The organism is Exiguobacterium sp. s57 (assembly GCF_018617685.1).
Classification (GTDB): Bacteria; Bacillota; Bacilli; order Exiguobacteriales; family Exiguobacteriaceae; genus Exiguobacterium; species Exiguobacterium marinum.
Window position 1 is genome coordinate 99848 of record NZ_JACSKR010000004.1, and the last position, 16815, is coordinate 116662.

The 16815-nt window shown below is 46.7% G+C and carries 17 protein-coding genes and 1 pseudogene; 12 read left to right on the forward strand and 6 right to left on the reverse strand.

The window, feature by feature from the left end:
* Positions 1-80 precede the first annotated feature (80 nt).
* From KNO98_RS10665 to KNO98_RS10690, 6 genes are all read left to right on the forward strand, one after another.
* On the forward strand, positions 81-842 hold the full coding sequence (locus KNO98_RS10665; RefSeq protein WP_214700841.1) for an alpha/beta hydrolase: 762 nt from the start codon (positions 81-83) through the stop codon (positions 840-842).
* A gap of 132 nt (positions 843-974) precedes the next feature.
* A complete protein-coding gene (locus tag KNO98_RS10670; protein ID WP_214700991.1) occupies positions 975-2630 on the forward strand; it encodes a glycoside hydrolase family 13 protein in 1656 nt (551 codons plus the stop codon).
* Between the two features lie 54 nt (positions 2631-2684).
* Positions 2685-3023 carry a hypothetical protein gene (locus KNO98_RS10675; RefSeq protein ID WP_214700843.1) on the forward strand — a complete coding sequence of 113 codons (339 nt, stop codon included), beginning with the start codon at positions 2685-2687 and terminating at the stop codon, positions 3021-3023.
* Between the two features lie 57 nt (positions 3024-3080).
* The gene (locus KNO98_RS10680; protein ID WP_015880320.1) at positions 3081-3284 is read left to right on the forward strand and encodes a YwbE family protein; all 204 of its coding nucleotides are present in this window, start codon (positions 3081-3083) and stop codon (positions 3282-3284) included.
* 1 nt (position 3285) lies between these two features.
* Positions 3286-3453: a hypothetical protein gene (locus KNO98_RS10685; RefSeq protein ID WP_015880321.1), complete on the forward strand. Its 168-nt coding sequence runs from the start codon at positions 3286-3288 to the stop codon at positions 3451-3453.
* Between the two features lie 267 nt (positions 3454-3720).
* Complete coding sequence (locus tag KNO98_RS10690) at positions 3721-5193, forward strand: alanine/glycine:cation symporter family protein (protein WP_214700845.1); 1473 nt, start codon at positions 3721-3723, stop codon at positions 5191-5193.
* 48 nt (positions 5194-5241) lie between these two features.
* On the opposite strand, the gene KNO98_RS10695 is transcribed toward KNO98_RS10690, so the two are convergent.
* Positions 5242-6042 carry a formate/nitrite transporter family protein gene (locus KNO98_RS10695; protein WP_026824654.1) on the reverse strand — a complete coding sequence of 267 codons (801 nt, stop codon included), beginning with the start codon at positions 6040-6042 and terminating at the stop codon, positions 5242-5244.
* Between the two features lie 93 nt (positions 6043-6135).
* Positions 6136-6525: a VOC family protein gene (locus KNO98_RS10700; RefSeq protein WP_214700846.1), complete on the reverse strand. Its 390-nt coding sequence runs from the start codon at positions 6523-6525 to the stop codon at positions 6136-6138.
* Between the two features lie 79 nt (positions 6526-6604).
* Between KNO98_RS10700 and KNO98_RS10705 the strand changes: the two genes are divergently transcribed.
* From KNO98_RS10705 to KNO98_RS14835, 4 genes and pseudogenes are all read left to right on the forward strand, one after another.
* A complete protein-coding gene (locus tag KNO98_RS10705; RefSeq protein ID WP_214700847.1) occupies positions 6605-7723 on the forward strand; it encodes a GTPase in 1119 nt (372 codons plus the stop codon).
* Between the two features lie 14 nt (positions 7724-7737).
* A complete protein-coding gene (locus tag KNO98_RS10710) occupies positions 7738-8880 on the forward strand; it encodes a YcjF family protein (RefSeq protein ID WP_214700848.1) in 1143 nt (380 codons plus the stop codon).
* A 48-nt stretch (positions 8881-8928) separates the two neighbouring features.
* Positions 8929-9891: a 2-hydroxyacid dehydrogenase gene (locus KNO98_RS10715; protein WP_214700849.1), complete on the forward strand. Its 963-nt coding sequence runs from the start codon at positions 8929-8931 to the stop codon at positions 9889-9891.
* 318 nt (positions 9892-10209) lie between these two features.
* Positions 10210-10326, forward strand: a pseudogene (locus KNO98_RS14835) (hypothetical protein); the annotation flags it as partial.
* Between the two features lie 223 nt (positions 10327-10549).
* On the opposite strand, the gene KNO98_RS10725 reads toward KNO98_RS14835, so the two are convergent.
* From KNO98_RS10725 to KNO98_RS10740, 4 genes are all read right to left on the reverse strand, one after another.
* Complete coding sequence (locus KNO98_RS10725) at positions 10550-11155, reverse strand: YflT domain-containing protein (RefSeq protein ID WP_026824649.1); 606 nt, start codon at positions 11153-11155, stop codon at positions 10550-10552.
* A 12-nt stretch (positions 11156-11167) separates the two neighbouring features.
* Positions 11168-11683, reverse strand: a complete 516-nt coding sequence (locus KNO98_RS10730; RefSeq protein ID WP_026824648.1) for a YflT domain-containing protein — start codon at positions 11681-11683, stop codon at positions 11168-11170.
* A 115-nt stretch (positions 11684-11798) separates the two neighbouring features.
* Entirely contained in the window at positions 11799-12701 is a 903-nt protein-coding gene (locus KNO98_RS10735) for a hypothetical protein (RefSeq protein WP_251129487.1), read from the reverse strand.
* Between the two features lie 2 nt (positions 12702-12703).
* Positions 12704-13117, reverse strand: coding sequence for a methylglyoxal synthase (locus tag KNO98_RS10740; protein ID WP_026824646.1), 414 nt, complete (start codon positions 13115-13117; stop codon positions 12704-12706).
* Positions 13118-13327: 210 nt separating this feature from the next.
* Here KNO98_RS10740 and KNO98_RS10745 point away from each other — a divergent pair, with 210 nt between their 5' ends.
* Together KNO98_RS10745 and KNO98_RS10750 are read left to right on the forward strand one after the other, a co-directional pair.
* Entirely contained in the window at positions 13328-15079 is a 1752-nt protein-coding gene (locus tag KNO98_RS10745) for a mechanosensitive ion channel (RefSeq protein ID WP_214700850.1), read from the forward strand.
* A 123-nt stretch (positions 15080-15202) separates the two neighbouring features.
* Positions 15203-16681, forward strand: a complete 1479-nt coding sequence (locus tag KNO98_RS10750; RefSeq protein ID WP_214700851.1) for an HD-GYP domain-containing protein — start codon at positions 15203-15205, stop codon at positions 16679-16681.
* The last annotated feature ends 134 nt before the right edge of the window (positions 16682-16815 follow it).

The following is a 16815-nucleotide window of genomic DNA, read 5'->3' on the forward strand; positions in this document are numbered from 1 at the left end:
GACGATTACATCGATAACTTTTACAATTCTCTAATACAAATTAATTATATCGGTTAAGTGAGAATTATAAGGAGGAAGTAATGGAAGTAATCAACTACTCAGTCATTCCTGGAGCAGGCGCATTTTATTATGAAGGAAACGAGATTGGAATTTTGCTTTGTCACGGCTTTAATGGGACGCCTCAAAGTGTACAAGATGTCGGAATTGAACTGATGAAGCAAGGGTTTACTGTTTACGCACCACGTTTGAAAGGGCATGGGACAGACCCGGAAGACTTTCGATGTTCGACATATCGATGTTGGTATAGAAGTGTGATCGAAGGAATTGAACGGTTACGCGAGTCGTGTCAGACTGTCGTTGTCGTCGGTCAGTCAATGGGGGGAACACTAGCACTCAAAGCAGCTCTCGAAGGAAAAGCAGACGCAATCGTGACAATCAATGCCGCACTGTCCGTACCTGGCTATGCGTGTCATGCGTCTGATACCGAGTGTCGATTCATCGATGAGGACGCTCCGGATATCTTGGCAGAAAATGTGTATGAGATCGTCTATGACCGCGTTCCGACAAGGGCAATCCGGGAATTACTTTCATTGATCGATAAGGTGAGACCACACGTCGGATCGGTGGATGTGCCGACATATGTCATTCATTCAGCTGTCGACAATGTCGTTCCGCCAGCCGACTCCATCTGGTTGTTTGATCAGCTGCAAGGTAAAAAGGAATATGCAGTGCTTCCAAACTCGTATCACGTCGCGACGATGGACCATGATTGGAAGCATTTGTCGAAGCTGATTACGACTTTCTGTGAACAGGTGGGGGCGCATCATCAAAATGCAGTGTAAAAACTGCATTTTTTTATGGACTGATTCTTTGCAAACGCTTGCACTAGTGCTATGGTAGATGTGAATCATACCTTATTGTAGGAGGCACGGTGCCGTATGGAGACGTTGTTCAGCCAAACGAAACAAACAAAAATAAGTCGTGTATGGTGGAAAGAGGCGATTGCCTATCAAATCTATCCACGAAGTTTCAAAGATTCGAACGGGGATGGGATTGGAGACCTTCGTGGAATCATTGAAAAGCTTGATTACTTAGAAGACCTTGGGATTGATGTCATCTGGATTTGTCCGATGTATAAATCGCCGAACGATGACAACGGATACGATATTAGTGATTACCAAGATATTATGGAAGAGTTCGGGACGATGGAAGATTTCGACGCCTTGCTAAAGGCTGTACATGCGCGTGGGATGAAGCTGTTGCTCGACCTCGTCGTCAACCATACGTCGGACGAACATCCATGGTTCCTAGAGTCGAAAAGTTCGAAAGACAATCCGAAACGGGATTGGTACATTTGGCGAGATGGTAAAGAAGGTGCACCACCGAGCAACTGGGCGAGTATCTTTGGCGGCTCTGCCTGGGAATACGATACAGAGACTGATCAATATTACTTACACGTCTTCTCGAAGAAGCAACCTGATTTGAACTGGGAGAATCGTGAAGTACGAACGGCTGTTTACGATATGATCAATTGGTGGCTCGATAAAGGCGTCGACGGATTCCGTGTCGATGCAATCAGTCACATTAAAAAGATGCCGACGGGGACGATGCTTCCATCTCCGGACGGCAAACCGGTCGTCACGGCGTTCTCGATGTATTCGAATATCGATGGAATCCATGACTACCTTCAAGAGATGAAGCGGGAGACTTTCTCGAAATACGATATTATGACCGTTGGTGAAACGAACGGGATTGAACCGGAAGCAGCGGATCTTTGGATGGGACCGGAAAATGGCGCGATGAATATGGCGTTTCATTTTGACCATGTCGATATTATGCGACGGTCACGTCTTGCCCCGCTCGATGTCTTTGAGTTGAAACGAATCTTCAATAAATGGCAACAAGGTTTACTCGAAACCGGTTGGAACGCACTATACATTGAAAATCATGATATGGTGCGAGCGGTCTCGCTCGTTGGGGATGAGCAACATTACTGGCGTGAGAGTGCCACGGCTCTTGGAATGATGTATTTCTTTATGCACGGCACACCATTCATCTATCAAGGACAAGAGATTGGGATGAAGAACGTGCCGCTCCCGTCCATTCATGACTATGATGATGTCGCGACAAAAAATGAGTATTTCGAACGGATTGCGAACGGGATGAGTGAAATCGATTCGATGCAACAAGTATGGGGGACCTCACGTGACAACGTGCGAACGCCGATTCAATGGGATGCGTCGCCCCATGCTGGTTTCTCGACGAAAACACCATGGATGCCGATTCATGAAGAGTATGAGACGCTCAACGTCGAGGCGCAGCAACACGATCAACACTCAATCCTATCATTCTACAAGGAGATGATTCGACTTCGCCGAGCCGAAGAGACGTTTACGTATGGTCGTTATCGTGACGTCTTGCCAGAGCACAAGCAAGCCTTCGTCTATGAACGTTCATTTGAGAACAATCGATTTTTCGTGGTCGTCAACTTGACTGCCAACCCGGCAGAAGTGACAATTCCAGAAATAGCGGGCGCTACGCTCGTCATGACGAATGAAATTGATCCGGAAGCGATTGAGACCGAGACATTTATGTTGCGACCATTCGCAGCCCGTCTATATCGTTTATGATAGAGAGGTACCTTCTGAGGAGGGTACCTCTATTGAATGTGAGGTGAGATGAGGATGCATACGATTGAATTTTCAAATGGGAACGAGGTCGCACGAGTCGTCATCATAAGCGCGAGCCGCGAACAAGTAAACTTGATGATGGATGAGCAACGTGTTGTAACCACTGTGACAACGTATCTCGATTTTGGAGAGGCGTTCGCCTCGGCCTTCCATTCCCTTCAAGGAACGGCGACGCTCCATGATATCGATGGAAATACGATCATCAACGTCATCTTTTCGCATCGAGGAGTCAGCTTGCAATTCCATCATCCGCTTCCCGAGAAGACACTACAGACCGATCAAAGTTACATGACGGAAACGATGCGACAAATCGGTATATGGAATAGACTGTGACAAATACGGGAAAAGAGCATATGATAGAGATTGACTAAATGGAAAGGGGTGTCGGGTATGGATGGAACGAAACGTGCTGACATTCGCCCAGGGCTCCATGTCCAAATCGTTTTGAAACAAGATCAACGAAGCGGAAAGCTGACGAAAGGCGTCGTTCAGGATATATTGACGAACTCGCCACGTCATCCGCACGGAATCAAAGTGCGTTTGAGCGATGGACAGGTCGGTCGTGTGAAAGTGATCGAAGCTGGAGGTGAGTAAGATGAGTGAGAAAAAACTATCTTTTCAAGAGGCGATGAAACAAAAGCTAGCAGAAAAGAAACAGAACCAGACAAAGGTTCCGACAGGTTTACATGGTACGAAACAAAAACCATTAACGAGTCAATTGACGAAAAAACCAAATAACCAGAAGAAACGTACTGGTATTTAAGACGACAGCTACTCGAAAAGAGTGGCTGTTTTTTTGAATATTCGTTTCATGGTCATCAAAAACAATCATGATTTAATATTTCTAAACATTATTATTGTAAGCGCTTTAAATGAGTTTGTATAAGGAATCATGATTCATTGATGTGAAAAAACAGTGAAGTAACCTATAAAAAAATTGTTGATAATTTTCAGAATCTTTGTATAATTCAGAACTAAGATATCATAAAAAATCTCAACTTTAGATTCACACAACAGGGAGGACTTATTCATGGAAGCGATTCAAGGTTTGCTACAAGGAAGCGTCGACTTTTTGAACAACATCTTATGGTCGTACGTATTGATCGCCGTACTCGTTGGAGCCGGGATTTATTTCACAGTCAAAACACGATTTATGCAGTTCCGGTACTTAAAAGAAATGTTCCGTGCGGTCACGGATAAGTCGGACGTGACACCATCAAAAGATGGCAAGAGTATCACACCAATGAAATCATTTTTTATCGGTGCTGCGACTCGAATCGGTACAGGTAACCTTGCAGGGGTCACGGTAGCCGTCACACTCGGTGGACCGGGAGCGGTCTTCTGGATGTGGATCGTCGCCCTTCTCGGTGGCGCCACAGCCATGATTGAAAGTACATTGGCTCAAGTATACAAAGTGAAAGACGATGTCGCTTATCGCGGTGGCCCAGCGTACTACATCGAAAAAGGTTTGAATAACCGTGCACTAGGAATCGTATTTGCGGTTCTCATCGCCGTCACATTTGGCCTCATCTTCAACTCTGTTCAATCGAACACGATCGCTGCAGCATTCGATAACGCATTCGGTGTCGATGCAGTCATCGGTGGAGCAATCTTGGTTGTTCTTACTGGTCTCGTCATCTTCGGTGGAGTACAACGTGTCGCTAACTTCTCGGCAATCGTCGTACCGGTCATGGCCGTGTTGTACCTTGTAATCGCGCTCTACGTTGTTGTTGTCAACTTTGCTGAACTCCCAGCCGTCTTCGCGATGATCTTCCAAAGTGCATTCGGTTTAGACGAAGCAGTCGGCGGTTCAATCGGTGCCGCGATTTCTATGGGTGTTCGTCGTGGACTCTTCTCGAACGAAGCTGGTATGGGTTCTGCACCGAACGCTGCAGCAGCAGCTGAAGTATCACACCCTGCGAAGCAAGGTTTCCTTCAATCACTCGGTGTATTCTTGGATACGTTGATTGTTTGTACAGCAACTGCAGCCATCATTCTTCTCTCAGATAGCTACGCTTCAGGGAATGGTGAAGGGATTGTCCTCCTTCAAAATGCTTTGACTGAACAAATCGGAGCACTCGCCCCGGCATTTATCGCCATCAGTGTCTTCTTGTTCGCATTCAGCTCGATTGCAGGAAGCTACTACTACGGTGAAACGAACATCGAATTCATCAAGAAGAGTAAAGGTGCAGTCCTTGGATTCCGTCTTGCGACAATGGCATTCGTCTTCATCGGAGCGGTTGCGAGCCTCGGATTCGTTTGGAGCCTCGCTGATCTCTTCATGGCAGGAATGACATTGATCAACATCACAGCCATCACATTGCTTGGTGGTGTTGCCTTCAAAGTTCTTAAAGACTACGAAGAGCAACGTGCTCAAGGTCTCAACCCACGCTTCTCAGCTCGTAAACTCGGTATCGAAAACACAGAGTGCTGGGACGTCGAAGAAGACGAGGTGGCACAAGGTTCTGTTCAAACAGCCGCTGCTGACGCTTCAAAATCATAATGCATCACGCAACAAACAGGGACCCTGCTAATTGGGGTCCCTGTCTTTTTATGCACGTTGACGGATTGGCTTGACGGCTTGTTCCATTTCAGTTTTATTTAAATACAAGTAACTTCCGGCCACGAACAACGCACCCCCGACAATGTTACCGAGTGTGGCGAAGAATAGATTGTAAAGGGCGCCACTGAAGTTGATGAGTTCTGACGGCACATAGTGAAGCGCAAGTGCGAAGACACCCATGTTCGCAATCGAGTGTTCGAACCCGGCAGCAAAAAATACGACGACTGGAATCATCGTTAGCATGATTTTTGCGACGTCATTATTTGTTTTTAGTGGCATAAAGATAGCCAGACAAACGAGAATGTTACACAAAATCCCTTTTAGGAAAATCGCAAGGGCATCTCCGCCGATTTTTTTCGCCGCGACGACAGCGAGCAAATGATCACCCGTTACCTCGCCCATACTGTGAGCTCCGATGACGAGAAGAGATAAAATGACGGCGCCAATCAAGTTACCGATCCAACTGATTCCCCATATTTTCGCTAAGTCTAACCAAGCGACACGTCCCCGTTTTGCCCCTGTGTAGAGATACATCGTATTACTCGTAAATAGTTCTCCACCCATCCAAACGATGAAGACGAGTGCCACCGAGAAACTAGCACCGGCAATGAGCATCGTTCCGGGGACATCGATGAACATGTTTCCGACTGTGAATGAGAAGACAACTCCAATGCCAATTAAAAATCCGGCGATAATCGACCGTAACACATATTTAGAAAATGAATGCTGAAGCAACGATGATTTTTTAAATGCGGCTTCTTCCATATAATCGATGACTTGCTTTTCCATAAGAAGACCTCCTTTAGACCCTTTCAGTCTAGGAGGTCGACGTATAGTTTGCAATTGTTTTCACAAACTTTCAATAAGTTCTCACGAAACCGTTCACATCGTTGCCACGAGTTCAACTTTGATGCGATCTAGGTCTTCGAAAAACAGCGCTGTATAGTTCGGACCACCTGCATGGGGAAAGCGGTCTCCGTAAAGCTCTTGGAAGCCGTGTGACGTCAGCTGTTGACGAATATCTTCTAGTTGTGTGAGCGAGTTAGCATGAAACGCCAAATGATTGAGACCGGTCTTTTTTCGGTGATAGGACGGAGTGAGATGGTCTTCTTCCGTCTGTACGAATACGAGATATGTATCGCCGAAACGATAGCTTCGACCTTCCGGCCATGATTGATAGAGCGTGTATCCGAGTTGGTCACATAGAAGCCATTCCCAAGCACGTACACTATCATTTAGGTTGGATACGTACAGTTCGACATGGTGAAGCATGAGAATCATCCTTTCGATGGACGTTTGAAATCGGTCCGTTCGGTATAATTGAACTATACAACGTATGGGGAGGTAGCGTATGGATCGGACAGGGCTCGTCTCGAATATTTTGATTGCCGGAAAGACCGGCGTTGGAAAGAGTGCGTTCATTAACTATATATACGGACACGACGTCGCTGAATCTAGGGCCGGAAGTCCGGTCACCTCAGAAGGACTTCATGAGTACGAGTATTACGACTTAGAGCGGGGCATCTTGTTTCGGTTCTTTGATACATGGGGGCTTGAGGCAGACCGTTCCGAGGAGTGGCACCAAGCAATATTATCTATCGTTCATGAGCGCGAAGGGGCGCTCGATATCGCAGAGTGGTTTCATACGATTTACTACTTGCTGTCGGTACAGTCGGGACGAGTCGAGGCATACGAGCTCGAGTCGATTTTAAAACCGCTATATGCACGAGGTAGCAACGTCACTCTTATTTTAACCAACTTCAATGAAGAAGATCCGATGAGTGTACAGAAAGCCTCGGCGATGGAACAAGTGTTGTTGCGTGAACTTCCGATTGAAGAAGAGAACATCATCCGGGTGAACAGTGTCGAGAAAACGTTACTGACGGGAAAGCGCATCCCGGTGAGCGGATATGAAGAGGTGTGGAAGCGTAATCGGACGAACCTTTGGAGAGACATCGAACGAAAGCTTCCAATCAATCTAACGAATCATTTGGTGGAAGAGTTAGAGGATTGGCGAATACGCAGCATCACTTCGGCGGAAAAAATTCGCATGCTGACGCCACAAGCGATGATCAGCTGGAAAGCGCGTAACATCGAGAAAGACTTAGAAAAAACGCTCGAACAGGCTGCCCTGACAACGGAAGATGCGATGGCAGAAGGGGTACGTCATTACATCCAACTCATGCAACGGTACCCGTTAGTCGGTGAACAGGAAAATCAACTATTCAAGACAAGGCGAGTCGAACTCGGATTTGACTATTCGTTCGGAAAGACGGTGCGAAAGATGGTCCTCGGTATGGTTCCTGGAGTGCACTTCATTTACTGGGCATTCAAGCGTCGAACGGCAGAACGAGGCATTAAAAAAGCCATCGAGCAGCAATACGCATCCGTCAGACAAACGATTGAAGAAGAGATTCGACGTGGTTTTGAGCGCGAGATGCGCCAGCTGGGACAAACGCTTAACTCATAAAGGGGGAAATGAGAATGGAATCGACGAAGCGGTTTGATTTTAAGGATTATGATTTAAAGGCAGAACTTGAACGACTGCGTGGGAATGTGAAAAAGCCAAATATCCTCATTGCTGGAGCGACGGGAGCGGGAAAGAGTTCGGTCGTGAACTATGTGTTTGGACGTGATTTGACGAAAGTGGCTGCCGGAGAACCGGTCACAAGAGGGATTCATCAATATAAAAATGATGACATTGCGGTCACCTTGTTTGACAGCGAAGGGTATGAAATCGGAAGTGCGCGACAGCAACATTACGAGGAAGAAGTCATCGGTTTTGTGGAGAATAATAGACGAAAGGAAGCGTCTGATCGAATTCATCTCGTGTGGTATACCATCAACGCCGCAACGAAGCGCGTCACACCTCTCGATCAAACGCTCATTCGTCGCCTAAGTGAATCAACGGCTGTGGCTGTCTTATTTACTCAAATTGATCAAGTAGACCTGAATGAACTGACAGCACTACGAAATGAACTGAATGGAATAGTAGTAGAGGAATCCATCTTCCAAGTGAGTATCGCCCGAGAAATCATAAACAACGAAGCGTTGCGACAACATGTAGATTGGGAGCGATTGATTGTTTGGTCGGTCGAACAGTTAGATGCATCCTTGCAGGAAGGACTCCTGATGGAAATTCAGGCAGAAAGTGAGGAGATGCTTAAGCTAAAGCGTAAAAAGGCGAATCGCATCATTTCAGGTTATGTGGCGAGCGCGGGAACAGCTGCTGCAGTACCACTTCCATTTGCAGATGCGGTGGCGTTGACACCTATCCAGGTGACAATGAGCGTTCATTTATTCCGCTATTGGGGTGTGAAAGCGAGTGACGATTTACTGAAGACACTCATCGGAAGCACAATCATTCCACAAATCGGGCGAACGTTATCGAAGACTCTTCTGTTAAACGTAATGAAATTTTTTCCTGGGGCGAATATGGCGGCCGGCGTCATTAACGCGACCGTCGCATCAGGCATCACATGGGCAATTGGTCTGGCCATCAATGAAATCGCTTATCGAAACGCAATGGATTCTTCGAAAACGATTGAGCAGTTGTTGAATCAAGAGTTCGGCTCACTGTTCGAACAGTTCTTGAAACAAAATCCGAAGACGGATAAACCGTCATAACGACTCTCATTTGTTAGACTACAAGTAAGTGTAGAGAGGGGGAGAAAGTTGAAAAAACGAATCTATATTACACGCCGACTGCCGGAAGAGGCAGTCGAAACACTTCGTGACCACTATGACGTACGCATGTGGGAACATGAGGGACAAAGTGTCCCACGCGAAGTTCTTCTGAAAGAAGCCGCAGCGGCACATGCACTGTGGACGATGCTTAGTGACACAATTGATCGTGAAGTGTTTGAAACAGCAAACAATTTGGAAGTCGTCTCAAACTTGGCTGTAGGATATAACAATATCGACTTGAACGCAGCGAAAGAGAACGGGGTCATCGTGACGAATACTCCGGACGTCTTGACGGAAACGACAGCGGACCTGACGTTTGGACTGATGATGATGACGGCCCGACGTCTCGGTGAGGCCGAACGTGATTTACGTGCTGGCGAGTGGAAGTCTTGGCTTCCGATGGGATATGTCGGGATGGATCTCTATCAAGCGAAGCTCGGCATTATCGGCATGGGACGGATTGGTGAAGCGGTCGCACGCCGGGCGAGAGGATTTGATATGGATGTGCTCTATCACAACCGGACACGTCGTCATGAGTCAGAGTCGATGTACGGTTTCACGTATGCAGAGCTCGATGAACTGTTGGAGCAATCTGACTTCGTCATCGTTCTCGCACCGCTCACGGACGAGACACGAGGTATGCTCGGAGCTAAAGAGTTTGCCAAGATGAAAGAAACATCGATTTTCATCAATGTGGCTCGTGGAGAGATCATCGATGAACAAGCATTGTATGAAGCGTTAAAGGCGAAGAAGATTTGGGGAGCAGGGTTAGATGTGTTCACTAAAGAGCCCATCGATCTTGATCATCCATTATTGAAGCTTCCGAACGTGACAACATTGCCGCATATCGGAAGTGCCTCGATTCGGACACGTCTGGCGATGATGGCATTGAATCGAGAAGCGATTGAGAACGTGCTCGAAGGGAAAGAACCGAAGAATCGATTGACGTAAGAAAGCCTGACGCGCACGCGTCAGGCTCAGGCTGTTGACTAACATGAATAATATCGCTCGCCTTTCCGGCGCCCACGCTTTCCGCAGGCAATCCCGGAGCCGCATCGCGACTTAGGTCGCTGCTGGGTCTCCGTCGGATTGCTTTCCTGCAGGAGTCGGGGCGCCGTCGGGCGAGCAACGCAAACGGTCGTCATCTGGCGGCCGTTTGTCTTTTTCTGAGGCCTCGATGGCCGAAGAAAAAGCCCGGTACATACTTCGAATCGGTCCAAAAGGGGAAAGGGACGGTAAACACCGATCCCACCCGTCATCGACGAGAAGGTGCCCGACCATTCGACGATCAGCCAGGCCTATCGGCTTCGTCCACAGACGGTCGAGCGCTCGATCGCCGACGGGAAAGAGCTCCACGGGCTCCGTTTCACCTTCTACAGGGGGATCAAGAAGGTCCAACGCGCCAATCTGGTGGCAATCACCGCTCAAAACATGAAGAAGCTGGCCAATCTGTTGGCCAGAAAAGACTGTCTACATAGCATTTCTTCAATTTTATGGGGGCAGAACGCCTCAAGAAACTGGGAACCACAAAAAAGGACGAACCAGGTCGCAAGATGCGACCTGGTTCGTCAACAAGCTGAGCCTGACGCGCACGCGTCAGGCTTTTTTATTAAAAGCGTCGGATATTATCTGGATCTTCTACATCATTACGGTAGGCACGATCATCGAGCCCACGTAGTTTTTCTTCACGATCACGTTGCTTTGTTTCTTTATCAATTTTATCTTGCTCAGGGTCTACCGGATGACTCGGGTCGACGGTTTGAGTTTCTTGATATGGTTTTGAGTCGATTTCTAAACCATCGTCTGTGTGACTACCGAGATGTGTTGACGATGCGTCTTGATACGGTTTCGCGTCGACTGTCACACCATCTTGGTGACGGCGTTCAAAGTCTTCATCCACGTAGACGAGAAGTTTTCCGGCTTCAACATCGTCATAGTGACGTTTCACCTCATCTTCACTGAGTCCCATGTTACGCAAACCGGCATGAACGTCTTCATGTCCACTCAAGAAAGCCCGAACTTTATCGAACCAGCTCGCCTGATGAGTCGACTCTGTATGAACGTCCGTATCACGTCTCAAGATTGACACGTTGTCTTCATGTTTCGTCACGACGTAAATGTGTGAGTCTTCATATCCTTTTGCCCGTAACTCTTCAATTTTTCCAAGTGCTGCGTCTTGTGTATCGTGCATACTGATGAATCGTTTCTCATTCATAATCGTTCCTCCTTATAATCGTCGGTGATCTTCTAATCCAGAATGCCCGCGTACAATCGGGTCCTCTTTTGTTCCTTTTGGTTTCTTGTCATGATCATTGAATGGTTTCGCATCAAAGGCAATCCCATCTGCCTTTTCTCCTTTGTCATGATCGAGTTCGCTATCTTTTTTATACATATTTGGATAACGGTCATACGAATGGCGATCGATATAGAGTAAAATCTGTCCTTCATCGATGGCATCATAGTATTGCTCTGCCTCTGCGTCATTGAGCCCCATGTTACGCAGTTCATCACGGATTCGGTCACTGCCGTGTAAGAATGCTTTAACACGATCGAGCCAATTCACGTCTCGAACTCCGGATTCGGCGTTCACATCCGTGTGGTCACGTAGCGCGGAGATTTCGCCGTCTCGCTTGGCGACGACGTGCATATTTTTTTCAGCTTCCCCTGCAGCCTTCAACTCTTCTACTTTGTGTATGACTTCCTGTTCCGTCTGAAACAGACCAATCATTTTACGATCTGACATCGAATACCCCCTTTAAAAATTCGACAATCTCCAACAAGCGTCACAATAGGAGTAATTTCCGTTCTATCCACGATTGAAACAAAAAACGCCATCTCCTTGTAGGAGTGGCGTAGATTTAGTAATAAAGCATAAGCGAATCGTCACCGAGTGAACAGCGTGTGCTCTTCCATACGAATTCAATCAATGTCCAAATTGCCATGAAGCTACTGATCGCTAATAAAATGAGCGCATACAGTGGGCTTAATTGAATGACGAATGACCAACCGAGTGTGATTAAGAGCGGTTGAATCAAAAAGATGGACGTGATATAGACAACGACAATGAGGGATGCGAATGCGATGCGTCTTCCAAGCGTCTGAATATGGTGACGAAAGCGGGTCAATATGCCGAAAATGGCACCGGTCACGAGGACAGGCAGCAAGAAGGCTAAATAATCGACCGGATATGTCGACACGGGGGCACTGAACAAGCGCCCACTAAATACATCATCGATGACGAGCAGTAAGTTGGCGTAAGCAAATGCCAAAATCATACCGAGTAACCAGCCGAAACGGTTCCAAATGGTGCGCGATGATTTGAGTGCTTCGATTTTTGTATAGGCGAGAAATGCCAGGTCACGCACTTCAATCTCTTTTAAAGAAAGGTTTGCTTCATCGAGTTGATTGACTGTCCAATCGAAGTCTCGGTTTGCTTGGGCTTTTTCATGAGGTTTTAATTCATCAGAAGCATCAATCAACACATGGTAACGAAGACGATATTCTTCATTTGTCTCGGGTTGTTCAATGAGGAAGCGGGCGTACTCGTGAGGGTCTTGATTTAAAAGACTATCTAACGACTGTCCGCTCTTCTCCGCATGACGGATATAGCCGGCGAGTGCAAGCAGAAGACGGTCAGCTTCCGTCTCATCTTCAACCAGTTCAATCAGGCGCTTCCGCACTTCGTTGAAAAACTGTTGAACGTTTGGGTCGTGAATCAGATTTGGTTCCAGGGAGATTCCTCTCCTTTCTTGGTTTGTCATCGTCAGGCAGGTGGTTCGTCATTGTGAGAGAGCTTCAGCGACTCGAAATCACCTTGTTCGATGCTTCGAATCAAAATCTCGCTTCCTCCCATATTCGTCGAAAGTGGAATGGAATAAACGTCACAAAGACGCATGAGCGCACTCACGTCCGGTTCATGAGGCTGTGCGGTCAGCGGGTCTCTGAAGAAGATAATCATATCCATTTCACCGCGAGCAACAGCAGCTCCGATTTCTTGGTCTCCTCCAAGCGGCCCGGAACGGAAGCAATGTACAGGTAAGCCGGTCGCTTCGGCAATTCGTTTACCCGTCGTGCCGGTCGCGAACAACTGATGCTTTTCTAGAATATGTGCATACGTTTTGATGAGAACGATTAAATCATCTTTCTTTTTGTCGTGAGCCACTAAAGCGATATTCATAGCGATTCCTCCTAAAATGACTTCTCTTGTTATTCGTATCATATATCGCGTGATTTGACACGATTTCTTTCTTACTTAAGTACCCATTTCCATTGAATCGTAAGAGCCATCTGGAAGAAGTGCCTTTTTCATGAGGTTTGATGGTTTTGAAATATAGGTATGTAAGAAGTAACACTGCAATTATTTTATACAAAAAAGGAGGAATTGTTGATGAACGATACAACGTATAACTTTGATTCGTTCATGTCATGGTTACCGGAACTTTTGCTGGCAATTGTTATTCTTGTAGTCGGGTATATTTTGGCAAAAGTTTTGGAAAATGTGACACGAAAAGTATTGAAAAAGGCACGACTCGATGAGCGGGCCGGAATTAAAAAAGATGGGGAGAAAGGAGAAAAGTGGACACCTGAACGCATTATCGCAAAAGTGGTGTTTTTCGGGGTCTTACTTCTCGCGTTCTTAATCATCTTTGAATTTATGAACGTTCCTGCAATTACCGAGCCGTTCAGTCAGATTTATGAAGGCTTCTCAGGATTGATTATCGGTGTCATTAAAGCAGGTTTGATCTTGCTAGTTGCTTGGGTCATCGCTACCCTTCTGAAAAAAGGGATTCAAATGGCAGGACATCGCTTGAATTTGAGCAAGTTGATGGAAAAGACGGGACAAGAATCGACCAGTGTCAACCAAACGAAATGGGTAGACACGGTCGCAAATATCGTCTTCTATCTCGTTCTCTTATTAGCGTTACCAGCTGTACTTGATGCACTCGGACTTCGTGGGGTCAGCGGACCATTCGAAGACTTGTTGAACAGTTTCCTCGGCTTCATTCCGAAACTTGTCGCAGCGGCACTCATCTTCGCAATCGGATATGTGGTCGCAAAAATTGTACGCGACATTTTGACGAAGTTCCTAGAAGCAGCAGGATTAAATCGATTAGCAGAGCGATTCCATCTTTCTGATTATGTAAAAGGATCGAGTCTTGCGAAAGCAATCGGTACAATCGTCTTTATCTTCATCATGATTCCTGTGACGATTTCAGCGCTTGAGGCGCTTGATATTCGTGGAATCTCTGAACCAGCGATTGCGATGCTCAATGATGTCTTGGTCATGATTCCAGACATTCTCGTTGCGATTGTGCTCGTCCTTGTTGGTGTGTTCGTCGCGAAATGGTTGAAAGGTGTCGTCGTATCGCTCCTTGAGAACCTTGGCGTCAATTCACTGGCTCAAAAAATGGGCTTCGGGGAACGTGCGACTTCGATGTCGATTGCCCAAGTGATTGGTGTGGTCGTACAAGTCATCGTAATTTTACTCTTCGTATCGGAAGCGCTTCAAGTCGCGAATCTTGAGTTCATGGCGTCCCTTGCAACAGCCATCTTTGCTTACTTGCCGATGGTCATTGCAGCGCTCATCATCTTAGCAATCGGCTTCTGGTTGGCTAACATGGCAGAGCGCTTGGTCGGAAGTGTCCTTGTCGATAGAGCGGGACAACCGAGCGCGCTTCGCTATGTGGCGAAGTATGCGATTCTCGGACTCGTCTTCTTCATGGCAATCAGTCAGCTCGGCATTGCGCCGATGATTGTCAATACGGCCTTCCTTCTTATTCTTGGAGCCGTTGCTCTCGCTTTCGGTCTTGCATTCGGTCTTGGCGGTCGCGAAACGGCGGCACGCTACTTGAAAAAGGCCGAGCAACGTATCGATGAAACAGAAGTCTCGAAAGAAGGACTTGAGCAGGAAAAAGAGCAGATGAGCCGCGAAGCGGAAGATGCGAAACGCCAAGCAAAACAGGGTGTTGAGCAGTCGAAACGTGAAGCGGAACAATCGAAGCAAGAGATGAAGCGAGATGTTTCTGAATCAAAGGATGATCATGTTGACGGACCGGAATCGAATCCGTTCCATGAAAATATCACTCCAGACCAAGACAATCGCTCTCTTGATGACAACGATGGTCCATTACGCCCATAATTTATCTTTTAGCGGATCTCCCATGTGGAGGTCCGTTTTTGTGTTCAATTTAGAAAGAGTCCGGTCGATAGTAAAAGAAAAGAGTGTCAGTGATAGAAGAAAAAGAGTACAGAGGTGAGGGGAATGTTCGAACGATTTCAACGGACACTTATTGTAAACTATGTGATTGGCTCAGGGTTGGCCGTTTTTGGTGTAGGGGGCATCTTTATTTTTCAGACGCTTGAATTATCAAGGCAAGAGATGTTATTACTTCTGACCATCATGTTAGGTTCAGGGATGGTCATGATTACGTCTGAACTACTCTTATATCGTCGCCATATTCGACCGATTCGACAGTTCTTTACGACCGAGTCCTCGACAATGGACGAATTGACATCAGCGTTTGATCAGGCGAGCCGATTTCCGATTTTGACGATACAGCGGATTCTCGGTCCTCATTTGTTTGGACTATCCATCCCGGCTATCGGCGTAACGACTGTTTGCATCTATAATGATTGGATTAATTTACCCTATCGTTTGATTGGTTTAGCCGCAATCGGTGCCGTGATGATTGCCGTGCTCCATGCGTTGATTGAATATTTTTTAACGGTTCGGTCAGTCGAGCCATTACTTGTGTATATGAAAGAGAGACACTATGAGTTGTATCGCCAACCGGTCCAAACAACATATCAGTCGTTCAGTGTGCGAACAAAATTATTGATTAGCATGCTCATTACGGGTGTCTTTCCCATCCTATTATTTATGTTGGCTTCAAGTGTACAACTTTCGACATCGACACGGATAGATACGTACTGGAATTGGGCATTCATTATTCTCATAATCATCATTGGAATTGCAGTTTTGTGCAGTTTCTTGTTGTATGACAATATCAAACGCCCCATCGGATTTTTGACATCAGGTATCGAACAAATGGAGTCGGGACAACTTCAAAAAATCGAGAATCCGTACTTAGATGAGTTCGCCCGATTGATTGGTGGATTCAATCAAATGGTAGAGACAGTAAATAAGCGGGAACAGGAAAACGCGCAACTTTTAGATAGTCTCTTCATTTTATTTGCGGCAACACTCGATGCACGTGACCCTTACACAGCAGGACACTCGGAGCGTGTAGCGATGTACTCGGTCGAGCTTGCCCGTGCACTTAGTTTGTCGAGTACCCAAATCGATTTACTCAATAAGTCGGCACTTCTTCATGATATCGGGAAAATCGGGATTCGCGATGATGTATTGTTGAAGGAAGGGAAATTGACAGACGAAGAGTTTTCAATAATTCAGGAACATCCGATAATCGGGATTCATATTTTGAGTCAAATTCATTTACCCACATCACTTCAGCCAATTTTGGCCGGCGTTCGGTCACATCATGAGCGAATCGACGGGAAAGGGTATCCGGATCGCTTAAGCGAAGAGAATATTCCGCTGTTTGGAAGAATCATGGCCATTGCCGATGCGTATGACGCGATGACGTCAGACCGCCCATATCGTTCAGGCATGCCGATTGAAAAGGCGCTCTCAATTTTAGAGAGTGGGCGTGGAACGCAATGGGACGCAGAATTTGTAGATCTGTTCGTACAGCTTCGTAGGGAAGCCATCTCGGCATAAAAAAGGAGCAGCACCTTATGTGCCGCTCCTTTATAGTATGGTTTGAAAGGCGTATACCCCGAATACAGCACCAAAGGCGACGGCAAACGGGATTATCCAATTGCGACGGGGATCCCTCCCGTCACCCCGCCGGA